The sequence below is a fragment of the Lentzea sp. NPDC102401 genome (assembly GCF_044765805.1).
Taxonomy (GTDB): Bacteria; Actinomycetota; Actinomycetes; order Mycobacteriales; family Pseudonocardiaceae; genus Lentzea; species Lentzea sokolovensis.
Map to the genome: position 1 here is coordinate 43,063 of NZ_JBIWKS010000004.1, position 18,628 is coordinate 61,690.

At 67.9% G+C, this 18,628-nt stretch carries 17 protein-coding genes and 2 pseudogenes; 10 read left to right on the forward strand and 9 right to left on the reverse strand.

The features are described from left to right. Positions 1–90 precede the first annotated feature (90 nt). Entirely contained in the window at positions 91–2,181 is a 2,091-nt protein-coding gene (locus ACIRG5_RS15185) for an alpha-galactosidase (protein WP_402905013.1), read from the forward strand. A gap of 48 nt (positions 2,182–2,229) precedes the next feature. On the opposite strand, the gene ACIRG5_RS15190 is transcribed toward ACIRG5_RS15185, so the two are convergent. Both ACIRG5_RS15190 and ACIRG5_RS15195 read right to left on the reverse strand, forming a co-directional pair. Continuing rightward, the gene (locus ACIRG5_RS15190) at positions 2,230–3,396 is read right to left on the reverse strand and encodes a hypothetical protein (protein WP_402905015.1); all 1,167 of its coding nucleotides are present in this window, start codon (positions 3,394–3,396) and stop codon (positions 2,230–2,232) included. A gap of 69 nt (positions 3,397–3,465) precedes the next feature. Beyond that, positions 3,466–4,626, reverse strand: a complete 1,161-nt coding sequence (locus tag ACIRG5_RS15195) for an FAD-dependent oxidoreductase (RefSeq protein WP_402905017.1) — start codon at positions 4,624–4,626, stop codon at positions 3,466–3,468. Positions 4,627–4,701: 75 nt separating this feature from the next. Between ACIRG5_RS15195 and ACIRG5_RS15200 the strand changes: the two genes are divergently transcribed. From ACIRG5_RS15200 to ACIRG5_RS15215, 4 genes are read left to right on the forward strand one after another with little or no spacing between them, the layout of a single operon-like run. Further along, complete coding sequence (locus ACIRG5_RS15200; protein ID WP_402905019.1) at positions 4,702–5,298, forward strand: TetR/AcrR family transcriptional regulator; 597 nt, start codon at positions 4,702–4,704, stop codon at positions 5,296–5,298. Positions 5,299–5,332: 34 nt separating this feature from the next. Beyond that, a complete protein-coding gene (locus ACIRG5_RS15205; protein WP_402905021.1) occupies positions 5,333–6,583 on the forward strand; it encodes a VWA domain-containing protein in 1,251 nt (416 codons plus the stop codon). After that, complete coding sequence (locus tag ACIRG5_RS15210) at positions 6,580–7,770, forward strand: hypothetical protein (protein ID WP_402905023.1); 1,191 nt, start codon at positions 6,580–6,582, stop codon at positions 7,768–7,770. Before ACIRG5_RS15205 ends, ACIRG5_RS15210 begins: the two co-directional genes overlap by 4 nt. Positions 7,771–7,779: 9 nt before the next feature. Then, complete coding sequence (locus ACIRG5_RS15215) at positions 7,780–8,967, forward strand: hypothetical protein (protein WP_402905025.1); 1,188 nt, start codon at positions 7,780–7,782, stop codon at positions 8,965–8,967. Here the strand turns inward: ACIRG5_RS15215 and ACIRG5_RS15220 are convergent. From ACIRG5_RS15220 to uvrA, 3 genes are all read right to left on the reverse strand, one after another. Beyond that, positions 8,964–9,428: an SRPBCC family protein gene (locus ACIRG5_RS15220; RefSeq protein WP_402905027.1), complete on the reverse strand. Its 465-nt coding sequence runs from the start codon at positions 9,426–9,428 to the stop codon at positions 8,964–8,966. The two genes, ACIRG5_RS15215 and ACIRG5_RS15220, sit on opposite strands and share 4 nt — an antisense overlap. Before the next feature lie 143 nt (positions 9,429–9,571). Continuing rightward, positions 9,572–9,754 (reverse strand): hypothetical protein, encoded by a 183-nt coding sequence (locus ACIRG5_RS15225; protein WP_402905029.1) that lies wholly within the window; start codon positions 9,752–9,754, stop codon positions 9,572–9,574. After that, positions 9,754–12,633: an excinuclease ABC subunit UvrA gene (gene uvrA, locus ACIRG5_RS15230; RefSeq protein WP_402905031.1), complete on the reverse strand. Its 2,880-nt coding sequence runs from the start codon at positions 12,631–12,633 to the stop codon at positions 9,754–9,756. Before uvrA ends, ACIRG5_RS15225 begins: the two co-directional genes overlap by 1 nt. A 224-nt stretch (positions 12,634–12,857) precedes the next feature. Here uvrA and ACIRG5_RS15235 point away from each other — a divergent pair, with 224 nt between their 5' ends. Next, positions 12,858–13,610: a maleylpyruvate isomerase family mycothiol-dependent enzyme gene (locus ACIRG5_RS15235; RefSeq protein WP_402905033.1), complete on the forward strand. Its 753-nt coding sequence runs from the start codon at positions 12,858–12,860 to the stop codon at positions 13,608–13,610. Between the two features lie 47 nt (positions 13,611–13,657). Here ACIRG5_RS15235 and ACIRG5_RS15240 read toward each other — a convergent pair. Next, a pseudogene (locus ACIRG5_RS15240) lies at positions 13,658–14,617 on the reverse strand (acyltransferase family protein); the annotation flags it as partial. A gap of 139 nt (positions 14,618–14,756) precedes the next feature. Here ACIRG5_RS15240 and ACIRG5_RS15245 point away from each other — a divergent pair. After that, a complete protein-coding gene (locus ACIRG5_RS15245) occupies positions 14,757–15,434 on the forward strand; it encodes an MBL fold metallo-hydrolase (protein ID WP_402905035.1) in 678 nt (225 codons plus the stop codon). Between the two features lie 39 nt (positions 15,435–15,473). Here ACIRG5_RS15245 and ACIRG5_RS15250 read toward each other — a convergent pair whose 3' ends face one another. Both ACIRG5_RS15250 and ACIRG5_RS15255 read right to left on the reverse strand, forming a co-directional pair. Next, positions 15,474–15,878 (reverse strand): type II toxin-antitoxin system VapC family toxin, encoded by a 405-nt coding sequence (locus tag ACIRG5_RS15250; RefSeq protein WP_402905037.1) that lies wholly within the window; start codon positions 15,876–15,878, stop codon positions 15,474–15,476. Beyond that, on the reverse strand, positions 15,871–16,149 hold the full coding sequence (locus ACIRG5_RS15255; RefSeq protein WP_402905038.1) for a type II toxin-antitoxin system Phd/YefM family antitoxin: 279 nt from the start codon (positions 16,147–16,149) through the stop codon (positions 15,871–15,873). The genes ACIRG5_RS15250 and ACIRG5_RS15255 overlap by 8 nt, the downstream gene beginning before the upstream one ends. Before the next feature lie 78 nt (positions 16,150–16,227). Here ACIRG5_RS15255 and ACIRG5_RS15260 point away from each other — a divergent pair. From ACIRG5_RS15260 to ACIRG5_RS15270, 3 genes and pseudogenes are all read left to right on the forward strand, one after another. Next, positions 16,228–16,404: pseudogene (locus ACIRG5_RS15260) on the forward strand (MBL fold metallo-hydrolase); the annotation flags it as partial. Further along, positions 16,401–16,619 (forward strand): hypothetical protein, encoded by a 219-nt coding sequence (locus ACIRG5_RS15265; RefSeq protein ID WP_402905040.1) that lies wholly within the window; start codon positions 16,401–16,403, stop codon positions 16,617–16,619. The pseudogene ACIRG5_RS15260 and the gene ACIRG5_RS15265, both read left to right, overlap by 4 nt. 366 nt (positions 16,620–16,985) lie before the next feature. Beyond that, on the forward strand, positions 16,986–17,180 hold the full coding sequence (locus tag ACIRG5_RS15270) for a hypothetical protein (RefSeq protein ID WP_402905042.1): 195 nt from the start codon (positions 16,986–16,988) through the stop codon (positions 17,178–17,180). A 92-nt stretch (positions 17,181–17,272) separates the two neighbouring features. On the opposite strand, the gene ACIRG5_RS15275 is transcribed toward ACIRG5_RS15270, so the two are convergent. Next, positions 17,273–18,427 (reverse strand): serine hydrolase domain-containing protein, encoded by a 1,155-nt coding sequence (locus tag ACIRG5_RS15275; RefSeq protein ID WP_402905044.1) that lies wholly within the window; start codon positions 18,425–18,427, stop codon positions 17,273–17,275. Positions 18,428–18,628 lie beyond the last annotated feature (201 nt).

Sequence of the window (18,628 nt, forward strand, 5' to 3'; positions counted from 1 at the left end):
AACTCAACATTCCCCAACGCTTGACAACACCGGGTCCGCATCTGAGGATCGGCTCAATGTTCATTTGTGTTTGATGTGGACGGGGCCCGCATGAGCAACACGGAGGTCGTGCACCTGCACGACGACACCTCCAGCGTCGTCATCACCCTCACGGGCGCGAGCCTGCCGGTCGTGACGCACTGGGGGCGAACGCTCGGAGACCTCGACCAGACCGCGCTACGCGGCCTGGTCGACGCCGTGTCGTGGACCAACCCGAACAACGCGCCGGACGACCCGGTGCCGCTCGCGCTCCTGCCCGACGCCGGTGCCGGCTACGTCGGCCGTCCCGGACTGCGCGGCCATCGCGGTGGCGAACACTTCGCGCCCGCGCTGACGGTGACGTCGTTCTCCGGCGAGGACGGCTCGATCTTCCGCTACGTCGCGTCGGACGAGGCCGCCGAGCTGACCGTGAGCGGCACCGTCGAGCTGCTGGCGTCCGGCATGCTGCGGCTCCGGCACGTCGTCCGCAACGACGGCACGACGCCGTATTCGTTGGAGGGCCTGGAAACCGCGCTCCCCGTTCCCTCGCACGCCACTGAACTGCTCGACTTCACCGGCCGCTGGGCTCGTGAACGTGCGCCGCAGCGGCAGGCGTTCAACTACGGCTCGTGGGTGCGCGAGAACCGTCGCGGCCGCACCGGGCACGACGCGACCATCGGGTTGCTGGCCGGTACGCCGGGGTTCTCGTTCCGCGACGGCGAAGTGTGGGCGCTGCACGTGGCGTGGAGCGGCAACCACGTGACGTACGCGGAGAACCTCGTCGACGGCCTGCCCGTCCTGGGTGGCGGCGAACTGCTGCTGCCGGGTGAGATCACGCTGGCGCCGGGCCAGGAGTACGAGTCGCCGTGGCTCTACGCGGCGTACTCGAGCGCGGGCATCGACGGCATCAGCGCCGCGTTCCACCGCCAGTTGCGGGAACGGAATCTGCGTCCGCGTCCGGTCGTGCTCAACACTTGGGAGGCCGTCTACTTCGACCACGACCTCGCGCGGCTGACGTCGTTGGCCGACACGGCCGCCGCCATCGGGGTCGAGCGGTTCGTGCTGGACGACGGCTGGTTCCGCCACCGCCGCGACGACTCCGCCGGGCTGGGCGACTGGTACGTCGACGAGACCGTGTGGCCGGACGGGCTGACCCCGTTGATCAAGCACGTCCGCGCGCTCGGCATGGAGTTCGGCCTCTGGTTCGAGCCGGAGATGATCAACACGGACTCGGACCTCTACCGGGCCCACCCGGACTGGGTGCTCGGGCCGCGTCCCGGCGTGCTGCCGCCGCCGTCGCGCAACCAGCAGGTGCTGAACATCGCGCACCCCGAGGCGTACGCGTACATCCTCGACCGCGTGTCGTCGGTGTTGTCGGACAACGACATCGCGTTCGTGAAGTGGGACCACAACCGCGACCTGATCGGCTCGCGCGTGCACGAGCAGACCGCCGCGTACTACCGGCTCCTCGAAGAACTGCGGCTCCGGCACCCGCACGTGGAGATCGAGAGCTGCTCGTCCGGCGGCGGGCGGATCGACCTCGGCGTGCTCGCGCACACCGACCGCGTGTGGACGTCGGACTGCAACGACGCCCTGGAACGTCAGCTGATCCAGCGGTGGACCGGCGTGTTCCTGCCGCCGGAGCTGATGGGCGCGCACGTCGGTCCCACGAAGTCGCACACGACCGGACGCGTGCACGACCTGTCGTTCCGGGTGGCCACGGCGCTGTTCGGGCACTTCGGGATCGAGTGGGACATCAACTCGGCCACCGACGAGGAACGGGCCGGGCTGCAGGCCGCGATCGAGTACTACAAGGACGTGCGGGCGTTGGTGCACACCGGTGTCACGGTGCACTCCGACCACCCGGACCCCTCCGCCTGGGTGCACGGAATCGTTGCCGCCGACCAGTCCGAGGCCCTGTTCGGGTACGTGCAGCTCGCGACCTCGGTGCAGAACAAGCCCCGGCGGGTGCGGCTGCCCGGACTCGACCCGGAGCGGACGTACCGGGTGTCGTTCGACGCTCCGGCGGGACGGCCCAGGCTGATCCAGAGGCTGCCCGCGGACTGGAATTCCGTGGAACTGCCCGGTTCCGTGCTGTCGGAGGTCGGGATCCAGCTGCCGGTGCTCGAACCGGAGCAGGCACTTCTGGTGCGCCTCAAGTGAAAAGAGCCCCGGCGGGATGCTTCCCGCCGGGGCTCCTTCTCTCCCCTTTTACCGGCCGGCGCGACTTCCGTCGGCCTTGGTCGCCCACCACTTCCCGCCAACGCCCTGCCCGTTGGCATCACCGCAGACCTTGTCCCCTGCGAACAGGTACTGCGGCCACCCCGCGATGGTGAGCTGTTTCTTCCCGTCCCGCTCGATCGTCCCCACGAGTGCGGCGTCCACGCCCTGCACCTGGAAGCCCTCGCTGACGAAGGCGGGCGGCCATTGCACCGCGCAGTCGCCGGAGCAGGTGCTCGTCGGCGGTTCCGCGGAGTCGTTGTCGAACCGGTAGAGCGTCATGCCGTCCTTGTCGGTGGCGACGACGCCGAGGTCCCCGACGGTCGCGCTGGTCAACGCGATCGCCTTGTTCTGCTGGGCCTTCTTGCCGTCGGTGGCCGTGGCGAACCACTTCGGCACCGTGACGCCCTTGGCCTCACCGGGCAAGCTGTCGTTCTTGAACGTGTACTGCGGCCAGTTCGCGACCGTGAGCTGCTTCTTGCCGTCCTTGCGGGTGACCGTGCCGAGCAGCTTCGGGTCGACGCCCTTCACCCGCGGCGTCTCGCCCTCCACCAGCACCGGCGGCCAGCTCTCGGCACAGCCACCGTCGCAAGTGGACGCAGAAGGCTGGGCCGTGTCGCCGTCGAACCGGTAGAGCGTGAGGCCGGCGTTGTTGGTCAGCACCGCTCCCAGCCCGGCGATGACACCCGTTCGTGCGGCGAGCTGGGTGCGGGCGCCGTCCTTGCCGGTGGCGAACCACTTGCCCTGCAGGCCCTGCCCCTTCGTCTCACCGGGTTTGGCGTCCTTGGCGAACCGGTACTGCGGCATGCCGTCGACGGTGATCTGGCGGCTGCCGTCCTTGCGGACGATGCTGCTGACCAGGTTCCTCTCGACGCCGGTCACACCGAAGTTCTCGTCCGCGACGGTCGCCGGCGGCCACGCGGCGGCGCACTCACCGTCGCAAGTGGACTCCCCCGGCCTGTCGCCGTCGAACCGGTAGAGGGTGAAGCCCTCGACGTCCGTGACCACCGGGCCGAGGTCCGCGTTCTCGGCGACGTTCAACGCCACCACGGCTTCTTGCTGCTGCTGCGCCACCGGTTTGCTCTCCGGCGTCCCCGCGCAGGCGGTCAGCGAGATCAACCCCAACGCGACGACCGCAACGCTCTTGCGGATCATCATGAACCTCCTGGCTAGTGCCACCCAACGCCCCTCACACGCAGAGCGAGCCAGAACGGTTCAAACTGATTTTCAGAACATCGCGCGCTTCAACGCGGGCACGGCGCTCGCGGTCCTGAGCACGGTCTTGAAGATGGTCCGCGCGACCGGGCCACCATCGGCGAACTGACGGGCGGCCTTGAGCGAGTCGCGCACGGCCGCGAAGCCGTAGTCGTACATCTCCTTCTCGTACCGGGCGATCGCGTCCCCGCCCTCGGCGAGGCACCGCGCGAGCAGTTGTGCGTCCTTGAGCGCGATGTTCGCTCCGACGCCTCTCATCGGCGTCATCGCGTGGATGGCATCGCCGAGCAACGTGACGTTCGTCGGCTGCCAGCGTTCGATCGGCCTGGACGACCGGAGGCGCCACTCGCTGATCGTCTCCGCGGGCGAGGCCGCGACGATCCGGTTCAGCTCGGGGCTCCACCGCGAGATCCGGCCGAGCACCTCGCGTCCCAAGTCCTGTCCATCGTGGACGGTCAGGTCGGCGGCCGCGTAGGCCCACATCAGGTAGGGACGCACGTTGTCGAACAACGGATCGTCCTCGTTGTCGGTCACACCCAGCCCGTCGTGCACGACCAGGAACATGCCGGCCCTGCTCGTCGGGATGATCGAGTTGGCCCTGACGACCAGCCGCCGCGGCACCCAGTCGTTGTCGTCGAGGTACAGCTTCCCCGCGATGGCCGTGATCCCGATCTTCTCCGTGCCCGCGTGCGGCAGGCACTGCTCGCGCACCCGTGACCGGATGCCGTCCGCGCCGACCAGCACGTCACAGCTCGCGGTCGTGCCGTCCTCGAAGCGCAGCGTGATGTCGTCACCCTGTTCGTAGCGCTCGAACCGCTTGCCGAACCGCACGTCCAGGCCGTCGAGCAGCACCTGCCGGAGCGTGATCCGGCTGGCCGAGTAGTGCTTCTCCTCGTCCGGGTCGAGCACGAGCAGCGGCTTGAGCTGTTCGGTCAGGAAGCCGAACCCGTTCTCGCTAGCGCCCGCACTCCGTTCGAACCGCTCCCAGTTCGCCGCGGGTAAGCACTCCCGCAGCGCGGCGGCACCGTCCGGGTTGATGTGCACCCGGTACCCCTGCAGGCGGTCCGTGCGCGAGAGATCGCGCTCGTACACCGCCACGTCCATCCCGGCCTTGCGCAACCCGTGCGCCAGGCACAGCCCGCCGATTCCCCCACCGATCACTGCGATTCTCATGCCACCGAGTTTCAACCGCTTGGTTGATTAAGTCAACTCATTGGTTGAAACTGGGCAGTCGGCTACCGTGTCGTCGTGGATCAACGCCGCTCTCCCAGCGCCTCGGAGCGCAAACGCGACCCGGAACGCACGCGGGCCCTGCTCCTGGAAGCGGCCGCGGCGGAGTTCGGCGCGAAGGGCTACGCGGCCACGCGCACCACGGACATCGCGGCGCGGGCGGGCGTGAACAAGCAGCTGATCTCGTACTACTTCGGCGGCAAGGAAGGCATCTACAAGGAGCTCGCCACGAGCTGGCACGGCTCCGCCGCCGAACTGGCCGGCCGGAGCCAGGCGCTGGACGAGGTGGTGGCGGGCTTCGTGATGACCACGCTCACCGACCACGGCCGCATGTGGGCGTGGGCGAACCTGGCAGGCGACAGCCCACCGACCGACGAGGAGTTCTTCCGCGGTCAGGTGGAAGGGATGCGGGAACGCCAGGCCGCCGGCGAACTGCCCGCGGACGTCGACCCCGCGTTCCTGCTGCTGGCCCTGATGGCGGCCGCCTCCGCGCCGCTGACCCTGCGGCAGAGCGCGGGCCAGATCACCGGCGAGGACCCGGCCACGCCCGAGTTCGCCGCGAAGTACGCGCAGCAGCTCGCCGCGCTGGTGCGGCACCTGTCCGGCCGAACCTGACTTCTTTCGCGCCCGAACTCGCTACCGTTTTTCCATGGACGAGATCAGGCTGTCCGTCGACGCGACGAACGAGTTGTCGAAGACGGCCTCCGAGGCGATCCAGAAGGCCCACGAGGAGCTCGACGAGCCGGACGCGGATCCCAAGTACACGGTGCACCTGGGCAAGGCCAAGGGCATCATCGTCGGCGACAACGCGCGGCAGTGGAACACGTTCTGGGAACTGCCGAAGACCGTGCGGCGGCTGCTGATCGTCCTGCTCGCCGGCCTGCTGATCGCGGGCAGCTCGTTCGCGGTGGTGCGGTGGGTCGTGCCGATGTTCGCGCCCGTCTACAAGACCACGTTCCTGATCGACGCCGCCGAGGGTGATCTGGCGAGCGTCACCGGTGCGCTGACGACCGTGATCGGCAACTCGGGCGAACGCGACTCCCAGTCGTTGCGCAGCTTCGGCGGCGAGTGCGGTTCGGACGAGAACACCACGCAGCTCGTCGGGTTCGGCACCGGCAACCGCCAGGAGATCGCCCAGGCCGCGCAGTCGGTGCGGCAGGGCACGAAAGCCACGCTGCAGCGCGGAATCGTCGAGGCGGTCAGCGACTTCACCACCCCGTTCTCGCTGAACGCCAAGCAGATCAACCGGATCATCGTCGTGACCAGGCACGGCAAGGACGCGTGCGATCCCGACGACGAGTTCGTCCAGTCCCAGATCCGGGACCGGGTCGCCGCGGCCGGTCTGTCGATCGAGTTCCGGTTCATCGGCTACCAGGTCAGCGACAGCGGCGACGAGCTGACGAAGCTGGCCGCACAGCTCAAACAGCAGGAGCCGGCGTTCACGGACTCGCCGGAGGAGCTGAAGCGCGTGCTCTCGTGGTTCACCACCATCGAGCCGGTGCTGCGGTCGTCGCAGTCGGTCGTCAACGTGCTGAACCCGACCGTGGACAAGCTCAACTCGGCGACCGAGGCGATCAAGAGCGGCCGGTTCGACCTCGCGGACGCCGCGATGACCGAGGCCAGGGACGCCGTCGTCGACTTCGAGATCAAGGACCTCGACGGCCGCACCAGCTCGGCGGAAGCGGTGCGGTTGCGGGACATGGCGGTAAGGCTGCGCACGTTGCAAGCCTCGGTGATCGAGGCCGCGGAGCAGTTGCTCGGCTCGGCTCGTTCGGGACGGAACCTGACGGAACCGCTCGCCGTCTACTCCAAGGCTGCCGACGCGTACAACGCCGAGGCGGGGAACATGACGGACGAGCTCACTTCGCTGCGCGCGAAGGGCCCAGGGGGAACGGGATGAAACGCTGGCCGCTGGCGGCAGGTGCCGTGGTCCTGGTGCTGGGGCTGGTGACCGGCGGGGCGTGGATGACCCTGACTCCCGACCATCGCACCACGTTCCTCGTCGACGCGTCCGAGTCGCCGGACTTCGGCGAGGTGGCGGACGCCGTCGGAGCCGCCGCGTCCAACATGTCCGCCGACGATTCGCTGGCACTGCGCCGTTTCGGCGGCACCTGCGCTTCTCCGGACACCTCGGAACTGGTCACGCCCGGCACCGGGCAGGCCACCGAGATCGCCGGCGCGGCGCGCGCGATCAAGCCCAGCGGCAGCGCGACCCTGCTGAGCGGCGTGCTCGCGGCGATCGACGACTTCGCGCGCACCTATCCGTTCCGCGGCTCCGTCACCAACCGGGTCGTCGTCATCGCGCGTGGCGGCGCCGACGCCTGCGGCAAGAGCGCCGACGAGGTCCGCACGATCATCGGCGAGCACACCGCACGGGCGGGCGTGAAGATCGACTTCCGGTTCGTCGGCCACCGGCTCACCGCCGACCAGGTCAAGGTCCTGAACGAGATCGCGGCCGCCACCGATGCGCGGAAACCCCTTCTCACCAAGACTTCCGACGAGCTCGTCACCACGATGAAGGAGATCTCGGTCCCCGCGGACCTCGTCGCCAAAGAGGTGAAGACAGCGCCGTGCGACGGCGTGACCCCTGAAACGCTCGCGGCAGCGCACCCGCTGGGAGCCGACGTGCGCTACTTCGACGCCAAGTGCCAGCAGGACAAGTTCGTTCTCGCGAAGGCGAACACCACCGCCGCCGTGGTCGACGACCTCCTGGTGCTCTTCGAGCTTCAAGGCGAAACGTGGAAGTACCAGAGCTCGGGCACGTCGCTGCCCTGTGGCTCGGTTCCGCAGGAGGTCTGGAAGCAGTGGGAGATGCCGTGCGAGTTCGAGCCCGTCGTCTGCCGTGACGGCGAACAGAAGGTGACGGACCTCGACGGGGTCGGGTGTCCCGCGGCCATCGACATCGCGGACCGCTACCGGGTCGCGATCAGTGCACAGCAGGCACAGGGTCAAGGCCTGTTCTGGGATTCCGGCGAGTGGTCCTGCTCCTGGCCCTACGAGGACGGCTACTCGCACGCCCAGATGCCGTTGAAGTGCGCGCGGACGACGGACAAGAAGACCGTGCAGATCGGCGACTACCAGCGGTGAGGTGACGAGATGAAACGCTGGCTGCTGGCCGGGATCGCGGTCGTGGCGGTGCTGGGGCTGACCTTCGGCGGCATCGTCGTGCTGCTGACGCCGGACCACCGCACCACGTTCCTCGTCGACGCGTCCGAGTCACCTGACTTCGGCGAAGTGGCGAACGCCGTCGGAGCCGCCGCGTCCAACATGTCCGCCGACGACTCGCTGGCACTGCGCCGCTTCGGCGGCACCTGCGACTCCCCCGACACCGCCGAACTGGTCACGCCGGCCACCGGACAGGCCGCCAAGATCGGTGATTCGGCCCGCGCCATCACACCCGGCGGCAAAGCGACTCTGCTGAGCGGCATCCTCGCCGCGATCGACGACTTCGCGCGCACCTACCCGTTCCGCGGCTCTGCCACCAACCGCGTCGTGGTCATCGCCCGCGGTGGCGCCGACGCCTGCGGCAAGAACGCCGACGAGGTCCGCACGATCATCAAGCAGCACACGGACAAGGCCGGCGTGAAGATCGACTTCCGGTTCGTCGGCCACCGCCTCACCCCGGAACAGGTCAAGGTCCTCAACGAGATCGCCGCCGCGTCCGACGCGCAGAGCCCGCGCCTCACCAAGACCTCCGGCGAACTGGTCACCACGATGAAGGAGATCTCGGTCCCCGCGGACCTGGTGGCGCAGGAGGTGAAGACGCTCAAGGCCTGCGAGACGGTGACCCTGGAGGTGCTCCAGCCGCTGCACCCGGTGAAGGACGATCAGCAACGGCCCGCGCTCCTGATCGAGTTCGACTGCCGGCAGGACCGCTACGTGCTCGCTCAGGCGAAGATCGCCCCAGCAATCCCCGGGATCTCGTTTCCCGTCCTGTTCGAGTTCCGGGACCAGGCGTGGCACTTCGTGGACGCCGACTACGAGATGTCCTGCGGCGACGTGCCCCTGGAGGTGTGGAAGCAGTGGGGTGCGGGCTGCGTGCCCGACCCGGTCGTCTGCCGCGAAGGCCAGGCGAGGGTGGCCGACGTGTCGGGGAGGGTGGGCTGCGCCGCCGCCATCGAGGTGGCCGACCGCTATCAGGCCGCGGTCGACGCCGGTCAGACGGACGGGGAGAACCTGGGCTGGATCTCCGGCGAGTGGGCCTGCTCACGGCAGGTTCTCGGTCCTCCACTGCAGTGCACTCGCACGGACAACGGCGCGCAGGTCGAGATCGGCGCCGGTTAGGAGTCGCGGCTGGCGGCCTTGGCTTCGAGGACCTGCTTCAGGCCCTTGAAGCCGCCGCGCATCATCAGGTCGTGGTTGCCGCGGAAGAACGGCTTCGCGATGAGCACCAGGCGCCGCAGCAGTGGCTTGTTGACCACCACTTCCTGGTCGAACATGAGATCGGTGCCGCCGTCCCGACCGGTGATCTCCCAACTCGCATAGCCTTCGAGATCACCGGACAACGTGGCACGGAGAAGCCCGGCCTGCTGGTTCCGGATGCTGTGCCTGACCTGCACGACGAGGTCGAACGGCAGGAACGAACGGCACCTGAGTTCGCCGGTCTCGTCGTCGATCTTCGTGGCTTTCCGGATCTCGGCCCACCACAGCGGGTAGTTCGCGATGTCGGACAGCACCTCGTACACGACATCCGGGGGCGCGTCGACGTGCCACACGCTGCGGAAGCGATAGCGGTTGAGTGACACGGCCGCCATCATCCCGGATACCACGTCCGAGTGACAGATCCTCGGCGAAACTCACACCGCACCGAGAATCCCCCCGCGTGAATTCCCTGCGGCGTGGCATACGGCTCTAGTGAGACTTGAGCGCCCCACCAGGCCGGCCGGGTTCACTTGTCGACTAGATGAGGAAGCCGTTCCAGGGTCCGCAACCAGCTGACAGCCGCGACGCGCCGGAGTGCCTGCTCCGACGAGTCGAGCGCCTCTACGAGGCTGAAGGGGTACGCCAAGGGCTCCCCGCGCGACGCCTGAAGAGCGCGCTCGCGGTGGGCCAGCGCATCGAGTGGAATCATCACCCTGCTGCTGACACCTCCTCGTTCTCGAGCACCTGCAGCAAGAACTGCCCCGTGTAGCTCTTCTCGACCTGCGAGACCTGCTCGGGTGTGCCCTCTGCTACGACCATACCGCCGCCGGAGCCCCCTTCGGGACCCATGTCGACGATCCAGTCGGACGTCTTGATGACGTCGAGGTTGTGCTCGATGACGATGACGCTGTTCCCCTTGTCCACCAGGCCGTTGATCACGCCCAGCAGCTTGCGGATGTCCTCGAAGTGCAGGCCCGTCGTGGGCTCGTCGAGGATGTAGACCGTCTTGCCCGTCGAGCGCTTCTGCAGCTCCGACGCGAGCTTCACGCGCTGCGCCTCACCACCGGACAGCGTCGGCGCCGGCTGGCCCAGCCGCACGTAGCCCAGACCCACCTCGACCAGCGTCTTCAGGTGGCGGTGGATGGCGTTGATCGGCTCGAAGAACGTCGCGGCCTCCTCGATCGGCATGTCGAGGACTTCGGAGATCGTCTTGCCCTTGTAGTGCACTTCCAGCGTCTCGCGGTTGTACCGCGCGCCCTTGCAGACCTCGCAGGGCACGTAGACGTCCGGGAGGAAGTTCATCTCGATCTTGATGGTGCCGTCGCCCGCGCACGCCTCGCAGCGGCCGCCCTTGACGTTGAACGAGAAGCGGCCCGGCTGGTAGCCGCGGACCTTCGCCTCCGTGGTCGCCGCGAACAGCTTGCGGACGTGGTCGAACACGCCGGTGTAGGTGGCCGGGTTCGACCGCGGGGTGCGGCCGATCGGCGACTGGTCGACGCGCACCAGCTTGTCGACCTCGTTCAGGCCGTTGATCCTGGTGTGCCGGCCGGGCACCTGGCGGGCGCCGTTGAGCTTGTTCGCGAGCACCGTGGCCAGGATGTCGTTGACCAGCGTCGACTTGCCCGAACCGGACACGCCCGTGACCGCGGTGAGCGTGCCGAGCGGGAACGACACGTCGATGCCGCGCAGGTTGTGCTCGCGCGCGCCGACGACCGTGAGCTGGCGCTTCTTGTCGATCTTGCGGCGCTTGGCGGGCATCGGGATCGACTTGCGGCCCGACAGGTAGGCGCCGGTGATCGACTCCTTGTTCGTGAGCAGCTTCTTGTACGGGCCGCTGTGCACGACCTTGCCGCCGTGCTCGCCGGCGCCGGGGCCGATGTCGACCACCCAGTCGGAAGAACGGATGGTGTCCTCGTCGTGCTCGACGACGATCAGCGTGTTGCCGAGGTTGCGCAGCCTCGTCAGCGTCTCGATCAGCCGGTGGTTGTCGCGCTGGTGCAGGCCGATCGACGGCTCGTCCAGCACGTACAGCACGCCGACCAGGCCGGACCCGATCTGCGTGGCGAGCCGGATGCGCTGCGCCTCGCCGCCGGACAGGGTGCCGGACGCGCGGTCGAGCGAGAGGTAGTCGAGGCCGACGTCGAGCAGGAAGTGCAGGCGGGCCTGGATCTCCTTGAGCACCGCGCCCGCGATCATCGACTCGCGCTTGCCGAGCTTGAGGCCGTCGAGGAAGTCGGAGCACTCCGAGACGCTCATCGCGCAGACCTCGGCGATGGACCTGTCGCCCTTTTTGCCGTGGTGCAGCGTGACGGCGAGGATCTCGGGCTTCAGCCGGGTGCCGGCACACGCGGGGCACGGGACCTCGCGCATGTAGCCCTCGTACTTCTCCCGCATGTAGTCGGACTCGGTCTGCTCCTGGCGCCGTTCGAGGAACGGGATGACGCCCTCGTAGTTGGCGTAGTAGGAACGCTCACGGCCGTAGCGGTTCTTGTAGCGGACGTGCACCTGCTCGTCGATGCCGTGCAGGATCGCCTTCTGCGCCTTGGCGGGCAGCAGCCGCCACTGCTGGTCCATCCGGAAGCCGATGGTCTCGCCGAGCGACTGCAGCAGCCGGATGAAGTACTCCGCGGTCTGCCCGCCTGCCCACGGCGCGATGGCACCGTCTTCCAGGCTCAGCTCGTCGTCCGGGACCACGAGCTCCGGGTCGACCTCCTTGCGCACGCCGATGCCCGTGCAGACCGTGCACGCGCCGTACGGCGAGTTGAAGGAGAACGACCGCGGCTCCAGGTCCTCGATCGCGAGCGGGTGGCCGTTGGGGCAGGCCAGGTTCTCGGAGAAGCCCCTGATCCGCTTCGGATCGGTCTCCGGGAGGTCGACGAACTCCAGCTCGACCAGGCCGTCGGCGAGCCGCAGCGCCGTCTCCACCGAGTCGGTGAGGCGCTGCTTGGACGAGGCCTTGACGCTGAGGCGGTCGATGACGACCGCGATGTGGTGCTTCTCCTGCTTCTTGAGCTTGGGCACCTCGGCGAGCGCGTAGACGACACCGTCGACCTTCGCGCGCGAGTAGCCCTGCGTCTGCAGGTTCTGGAACAGGTCGACGTACTCGCCCTTGCGGCCGCGGATGACCGGCGCGAGCACCTGGAACTTGGTGCCCTGCTCCATCGCGAGCACCTGGTCGACGATCTCCTGCGGCGTCTGCTTGCCGATCGGCTCGCCGCACTGCGGGCAGTGCGGCTTGCCGGCGCGGGCGTAGAGCAGGCGCAGGTAGTCGTAGACCTCGGTGATCGTGCCGACGGTCGAGCGCGGGTTGCGGCTCGTGGACTTCTGGTCGATCGAGACCGCGGGCGAGAGGCCCTCGATGAAGTCGACGTCGGGCTTGTCCATCTGCCCGAGGAACTGGCGCGCGTACGCCGAGAGCGACTCGACGTAACGGCGCTGGCCCTCGGCGAAGATCGTGTCGAAAGCCAGGCTCGACTTGCCGGAGCCGGACAGCCCCGTGAAGACGATCAGGCTGTCCCGCGGCAGGTCGATATCCACGCCGCGCAGGTTGTGCTCGCGGGCGCCGCGAACAACAAGACGGTCTGCCACTGGGGTCCCTTCGGCTGCGATTGGCGGGTCACTCACGCCACACTCTCCCGAACAAGCGTTCGAAGAGTACTAGCATCGTTTCGGAGGCTGCGACCGACCCGCCGACCATGCTAGGTCGCACCCCTGACAAAAACGGTTCTGCCCGCTGTCGCATTCCCCTGAGCAGGCTTTACTCATAGGCTGGTCACTTCGATCAGAGCCTCAACGTCGGGGAGAGGCAGCACATGACCTACACGCCGTCCACGCAGCACACGTCCGTACCTGCGCCGCGAGGGGTGCCAGACCGGCACATCACCGCCGTGCGCGAGGCGACGGACGTGCTGTACGAGGTCGTCGAGGAGCTGGACGAGACCGCCGTGCGCGGCCAGAGCCTGCTTCCAGGATGGACCCGCGGACACGTCATCACCCACCTCGCGCGCAACGCCGACGCGCTGGTGAATCTGCTCACGTGGGCCAAGACGGGGGTCGAGCACCAGGCCTACGCGTCGCGCACGGACCGTGACGCGGACATCGAAGAGGGTTCGCGCCGCATCCTCCAGGTGATCAAGGCCGATCTCGACTCCGCGTGCCAGCGGTTCGAGGCCGCGTGCCGCGAGTTCCCCGCTCACGCGTGGCGTTCGGAGGTCACCGCCCCCAAGGGGCAGGCGATCCCGGCGTCCGCGGTGCCGTTGTTCCGGCTGCGGGAGATCTGGATCCACCTCATCGACCTCGACGCGGGCGTCGGGTTCGACGACCTGCCCGCCGACTTCGTCGAGGAGTTCCTCGACGACGCCGTGCGGCAGTTCGAAGGCAGGGTCGACTCGTTCGCCGTAGAGGTGACCCTGCCTGACGGGAGTCAACGCAACTGGGCGGTCAACGGCCCGGCGAGCCGCAACTCGGTGAGCGGGTCGGCGAGCGCCGTCCTGGGGTGGCTGACCGGCAGGACCGACGGCACCGACCTGCGCGGTGAGCTGCCGGAACTGCCCGACTGGATCTGAGTGAGCAGCTTGTAGGCGGGGCGTTCGACGAACTTCGTCATCGCCCAGCCGAGCACCAGCGCCGAGGTGACGAAGCCGGCGAGCAGCCACCAGGACCGCAGCCCAACGGCGTGCATGCGGTCCATCACCACGGTGCCGATCTGCTGGTGCACGAGGTAGACCCCGTACGAGATGCCCGCGAGCCACGTGACCGGCGTGGCGATCGGCGCGAAGAACGCCCAATCGGGTCCAGCGGCCGCCGCGCACACCATGAGTAGCAGTACGGCGAAGCCGAGCGTCGATCCGTACTCGGTCGTGTGAATCGCCTGCGCGATCAGGGTGGCGACGAGGAGCGCGGCCAAGTGCGGGGTCTTCAGCCTGTCCTTGTGCCACAGCCAGATCGCGATGCCGGCGGCGAACAACTGCGCCCTGTGCAGCGCGAACCCGTTGTAAATGGTGAACAACGCGTGCGAGTGGTCCAGCAACGGCCGCACCAGCAGCGGCGTGACGATGAGCGCCCACAGGAAGACGCGGAGCTTCGTGCCTCTCAGTCGCTTCACGAGCAGAGCACCGGCGACGAACGCCGCGATCTGCACCGGCACCGTCCAGTAGGCGAAGTCGACGATGTTGACGTCCGGCATCCACTGGTTGATCAGCAGCAGGTTGTAGACGACATCTCTGCCGTCGAGCTGACTCCACCCCTCAGGCGCGATCCATCTCTGCACCGCGTAGGTCAGCAGCACCGCCACCACGTACGCGGGCAGCAGTCTGGCGAGTCTTCTCCACAGGAACTGGGCGGGCTTGCCGCTGTTCAGCGAGGCACAGGCGAAGAAAGCCGAGACGACCATCAGCGTGCTGGCGCCCATCGACATCGGGAAGGTGAACGGCAGCGGCCCGAGATCGGGGTGACTGCTGACGCTCGTGAGCGTGGCGTGGTGGAGCAACACGCACCCGATGGCGACGACACGAAGGACGTCCCAGCTGACCCTGCGGGCCGTCCGGGGCTTCTGTCGTTGCTCTGGAATCACGAGAGGCGGGGACCTGTCCGTTTGGTGCTTTCGGAGTACTCACGGATCGAAGCTTGATCCTTACTTACCCTATGAGTGAGACCTGTATGCAACCTGAAGGTGTGCGTCTCGCCGCATCGAGCGACTACCGTCTGCCACCGTGGACGTACTTGAGAACTACACCGGTCACGTCGATCCGGAGGGCCCGGCGGCCCGCCGCACCCTGGACGCGCTGACCATCATGAAGATCTCCGTCGGACCGATGGACAACAACGCCTACCTGCTGGTTTGCCGGTCCACGAACGAGGCGTTGCTCATCGACGCGGCCAACGACTTCGAGCGCCTGTCCGACCTGTTCGGCCACATCCCGAACCGCCCGCGCCTGCGCACGATCGTGACCACGCACCAGCACGCCGATCACTGGCAGGCGCTGGGCGCCCTCGCCGGAGCCCACGGCGCGAACACCGTCGCACACGAACTGGACGCCGCCGTCCTCCCGGTCCCGCCGGACGTCCTCGTGGACCACGGCGACACCATCAACGTGGGAGAAGTCCCGCTCTCGATCATCCACCTGCGCGGCCACACGCCGGGCTCCATCGCCGTCGTCTACGACGACCCGAACGGCCACCCGCACCTCTTCACCGGAGATTCACTCTTTCCGGGGGGTGTGGGGAAGACCACGTCCGCCGACAACTTCGCGTCGCTGATCAACGACGTGGAGGACAGGCTGTTCGCCGTGCTGCCCGACGACACGTGGTTCTACCCCGGTCACGGCGACGACTCGACGCTCGGCAAGGAGCGCCCGTCGCTCGCGGAGTGGCGCGCCCGAGGCTGGTGACCCTGACCTGCCGGAGAGCCGGCTCTCCGGCAGGCACCATCAAACCTCGATGATCGTGACCATGCCGTCGAGACCTTTGAAGTCCTCGGCATTCCTGGTGTAGAGCGGCAGTCCACGCGATGACGCGACGGCGGCGATCATCAAGTCCATCCGCCGAGGCTTCGGGTTTCGGTTCGCCGCCATGGTGAGCGCGACCAACGTGCCGTACCTGGCAGCTGCCTGACCATCGAAGGGCAGCGGCTCGAAGTCGACGATCGCCGCACCCAGCTTCTCCGTGCGCGCAGCCCTGGACGCAGCGTCCTTCGCCATCACCACGCCTTGATGCAACTCGGCCATCGTGACCGCGGTGAGCTCAGGAATCTGCGGCAGACCAGCCGGATCCAGAAGGCCCAGATCGATGTAGGCGCACGTGTCGAGCACGCCCGACTCGGGACGTTCAGCCACGGCTGCGCTCCCACGGATCAAAGTCGCCCACACGATCCTCGTCACCGAAGAACTCGTCGGCTTCCTGACGCATCTGAGAGTGATCGACCCGAGGCAGGGCCCTGTGCCGTTCGACGAGTTCCTCAGCCGTCATTCGACGGCGACGAGGCAGAGGGCGGAGTTCGGCGACCTCCACACCGTTTCGCGTCACGTGGTAGGTCTCGCCCGCCTCCACCGCGTCCATGACAGCGGCGGAGTGATTGCGAAACTCCCGTTGGCTGATGACCTTCACCAGACGAGTGTAGCCCCGCGTAGCACCACGAGCTACACCAGCTGGACTTGTTCACCGCTTGCGCGATTCACTCTTTCCGGGGGCGTGGGGAAGACCACGTCCGCGGACAACTTCGCGTCGCTGATCAACGACGTGGAGGACAGGCTGTTCGCCGTGCTGCCCGACGACACGTGGTTCTACCCCGGTCACGGCGACGACTCGCCCCTCGACGTCGACCGTCCGAAGCTCGCCGAATGGCGCGAGCGAGGCTGGTGAGCTTGGCCGAACGGGGCCGCCTGCCGATGCAGGCGGCCCCGTTCGCTGTTCCAGCAGATGGCCGCCGCCGCAGGCTCTACTGCGCACCACCCGCCCACCCCGCCGTCGCCCTGGCCTGGCGCGACTACTGGGCCGAGTTCACCGGTCGCTACGGCGTTGACACGCTGGTGCCCCTACTCGAAGTCGTGTCACCCGATGCCGCCTCGGGTATCTAGCACGCTTCCGCGGCAACCTGCACTCCGCTCCCGCCGTTGCGCTCGGACAACGCGACGAACGGCTGCCGACAATGGCGAGGATGTTCTCGGCGAGACCGAGTGCTCGCAGCACCTTGAAGTCCAGGTCGGACGGCTGTCGACGGTGACGGCGGTGACGACGGTGACGACGGTCCGGCGACCACCCGGTATGACCGGTGTGCCGCCTCACACCCGAACGGCGTAACAAAGCTCCAGATCAGCTGCGATCAAATTTGCGGTACTCATCGGTATCGTTTCTGGGGTTTCTCACTGGTGGACGCCGCGCGTTCGCCGCGCCGGTGGAGAACACAGTTACTTCCAGAATCTTCACCAGTGAAGGAGAAACGCGTGGACATGCTCCGTTCCGGGGACGAGGGCATCACGCTGTCGTTGACCAAGGAAGAGTTCTGCACCCTGGCCAGCTGCGTCAACGAGACTCTCGAAGCCGTGCAGGACTGGGAGTTCTCGACCAGGGTCGGTGTGGACCGATCCTTCGCGGTCGAACTGCGCTCGGCGCTGGGGAACATCGCCCGCAGCCTCTGAGCCCAAGAACGGGGAACGCGAATCATTCGTTCGCCGGCGGCGACCACAACGACATCGGCCGGTTGATACGGCTCTACCTGAACACTGTGGTCCTAGGAACAGAGTGCGGTGTCGAAGGTGCCGAGCATGTGGTCGATCGACGCACCGCCGGTCAGGGCGGTGATGTAGACGGTCGCCGCGCGCCCGGAATCGTCCAGGCCACTGACGTTCGCGACACCGCCACCGGCCAGGTCACCCCCGTGGGCCCAGACCCCGCCTCCGCACGAGAGGGGCAGCCGGGCCACGCCGAGGCCGTACTCCGCCTTCGGTCCGAGGTCCGGTGCCAGGACGGAGGTCAACATCTGGTTCAGAGCCCACCGCGGCAGCAGCCGGCCGCCGAACAGCTCCTGCCAGAACTGGTTGAGATCCGCCGGCGTGGACACCATCGCGCCCGCCGCACCCGCCCAGGACGGCTCGAACTCGGTGACGTCGACCAGCGGCCCCGCCGGATCGGACGCGTTCAGGGTGTAGTTGCGGGCGTGCGGGCCGCGGATGCGCCGCTCACCGGCCGGCGGCCAGTAGGTGTCCCGCAGGTGCACGGGGCGGATCACCAGCTCGGTCACGGCCGTGCCGATGTCCTTGCGTGTCAACCGTTCCACCAGCATGCCGGCGAGAACGTAGCCCGTGTTCGAGTACTGCCACCCGTCGCCAGGGGTGAAATCCGGCCGGTGCGCCAGGGCGATGCGGACCAGTTCCGCCGCCTCGACCGGTTCCCGCAGGTCGCCGGGGCTCAGGAAACTGACGTAGTCCGGCAGGCCGCTGGTGTTCTGCAGCAGCTGGCGCACCGTGATGGTGCGGCCGTCGATCTCGTGTCCCTCGCCGGTGCCACGCACCACCCCGGGCAGATACGTCTCGATCGGAGCGTCGAGCCGTACCTGGTGCCGGACGACCAGTTGCATCACGGCGACCGCGGTGAACGGCTTGGTGACGCTGGCGATCCGGAACCTGCCAGCGCTGCCGACCATAGGCAGGCCGGTGCCCAGCCCGGCCGTGCCGGACGTGACCGTGACGGGCCTGCGCCGCCGGTCGCTGACCTCGGCCAGCGCCCCTGGAACACGGTCGGTGCTGGTGATCAGGTCGAGCTGGGCTCTGATGGCTTCGGCGTCGATGACCGGACCGCGTTCGGCGGCGGCCGGCGCGGACGACGCCAGCGCCACCGCGCAGGCGAGCACCAGCGCGCTCCGGGCGATCGAGGATGTGCTTCGCATTGATCAAGCCTGTTGCCCGGCCCGGCGTGCGGCAATGGAGCCCGCCCCAGGACCAGGGGTGGGTCTGGCCCTACCGGCGGGGCGCACGGACGAGTTCCGCATACGCGACCCGCGATTGGTGAACACCCTCCCAATGACGACCACGATCACCGTCGAACATGGCATCCGCGATTCACTCGTCCGGCGGGCCATTCGCAGATT

What these genes read in the sequence shown, in the direction of transcription:
- ACIRG5_RS15235 (WP_402905033.1), top strand. Translation starts at nt 12,858, where the DNA reads ATGACCTACACGCCGTCCACGCAGCACACGTCCGTACCTGCGCCGCGA.
- ACIRG5_RS15215 (WP_402905025.1), top strand. Translation starts at nt 7,780, where the DNA reads ATGAAACGCTGGCTGCTGGCCGGGATCGCGGTCGTGGCGGTGCTGGGG.
- ACIRG5_RS15190 (WP_402905015.1), bottom strand. Translation starts at nt 3,396, where the DNA reads ATGATGATCCGCAAGAGCGTTGCGGTCGTCGCGTTGGGGTTGATCTCG.
- ACIRG5_RS15275 (WP_402905044.1), bottom strand. Translation starts at nt 18,427, where the DNA reads ATGCGAAGCACATCCTCGATCGCCCGGAGCGCGCTGGTGCTCGCCTGC.
- ACIRG5_RS15225 (WP_402905029.1), bottom strand. Translation starts at nt 9,754, where the DNA reads ATGATTCCACTCGATGCGCTGGCCCACCGCGAGCGCGCTCTTCAGGCG.
- ACIRG5_RS15210 (WP_402905023.1), top strand. Translation starts at nt 6,580, where the DNA reads ATGAAACGCTGGCCGCTGGCGGCAGGTGCCGTGGTCCTGGTGCTGGGG.
- ACIRG5_RS15185 (WP_402905013.1), top strand. Translation starts at nt 91, where the DNA reads ATGAGCAACACGGAGGTCGTGCACCTGCACGACGACACCTCCAGCGTC.
- ACIRG5_RS15195 (WP_402905017.1), bottom strand. Translation starts at nt 4,626, where the DNA reads ATGAGAATCGCAGTGATCGGTGGGGGAATCGGCGGGCTGTGCCTGGCG.
- ACIRG5_RS15205 (WP_402905021.1), top strand. Translation starts at nt 5,333, where the DNA reads ATGGACGAGATCAGGCTGTCCGTCGACGCGACGAACGAGTTGTCGAAG.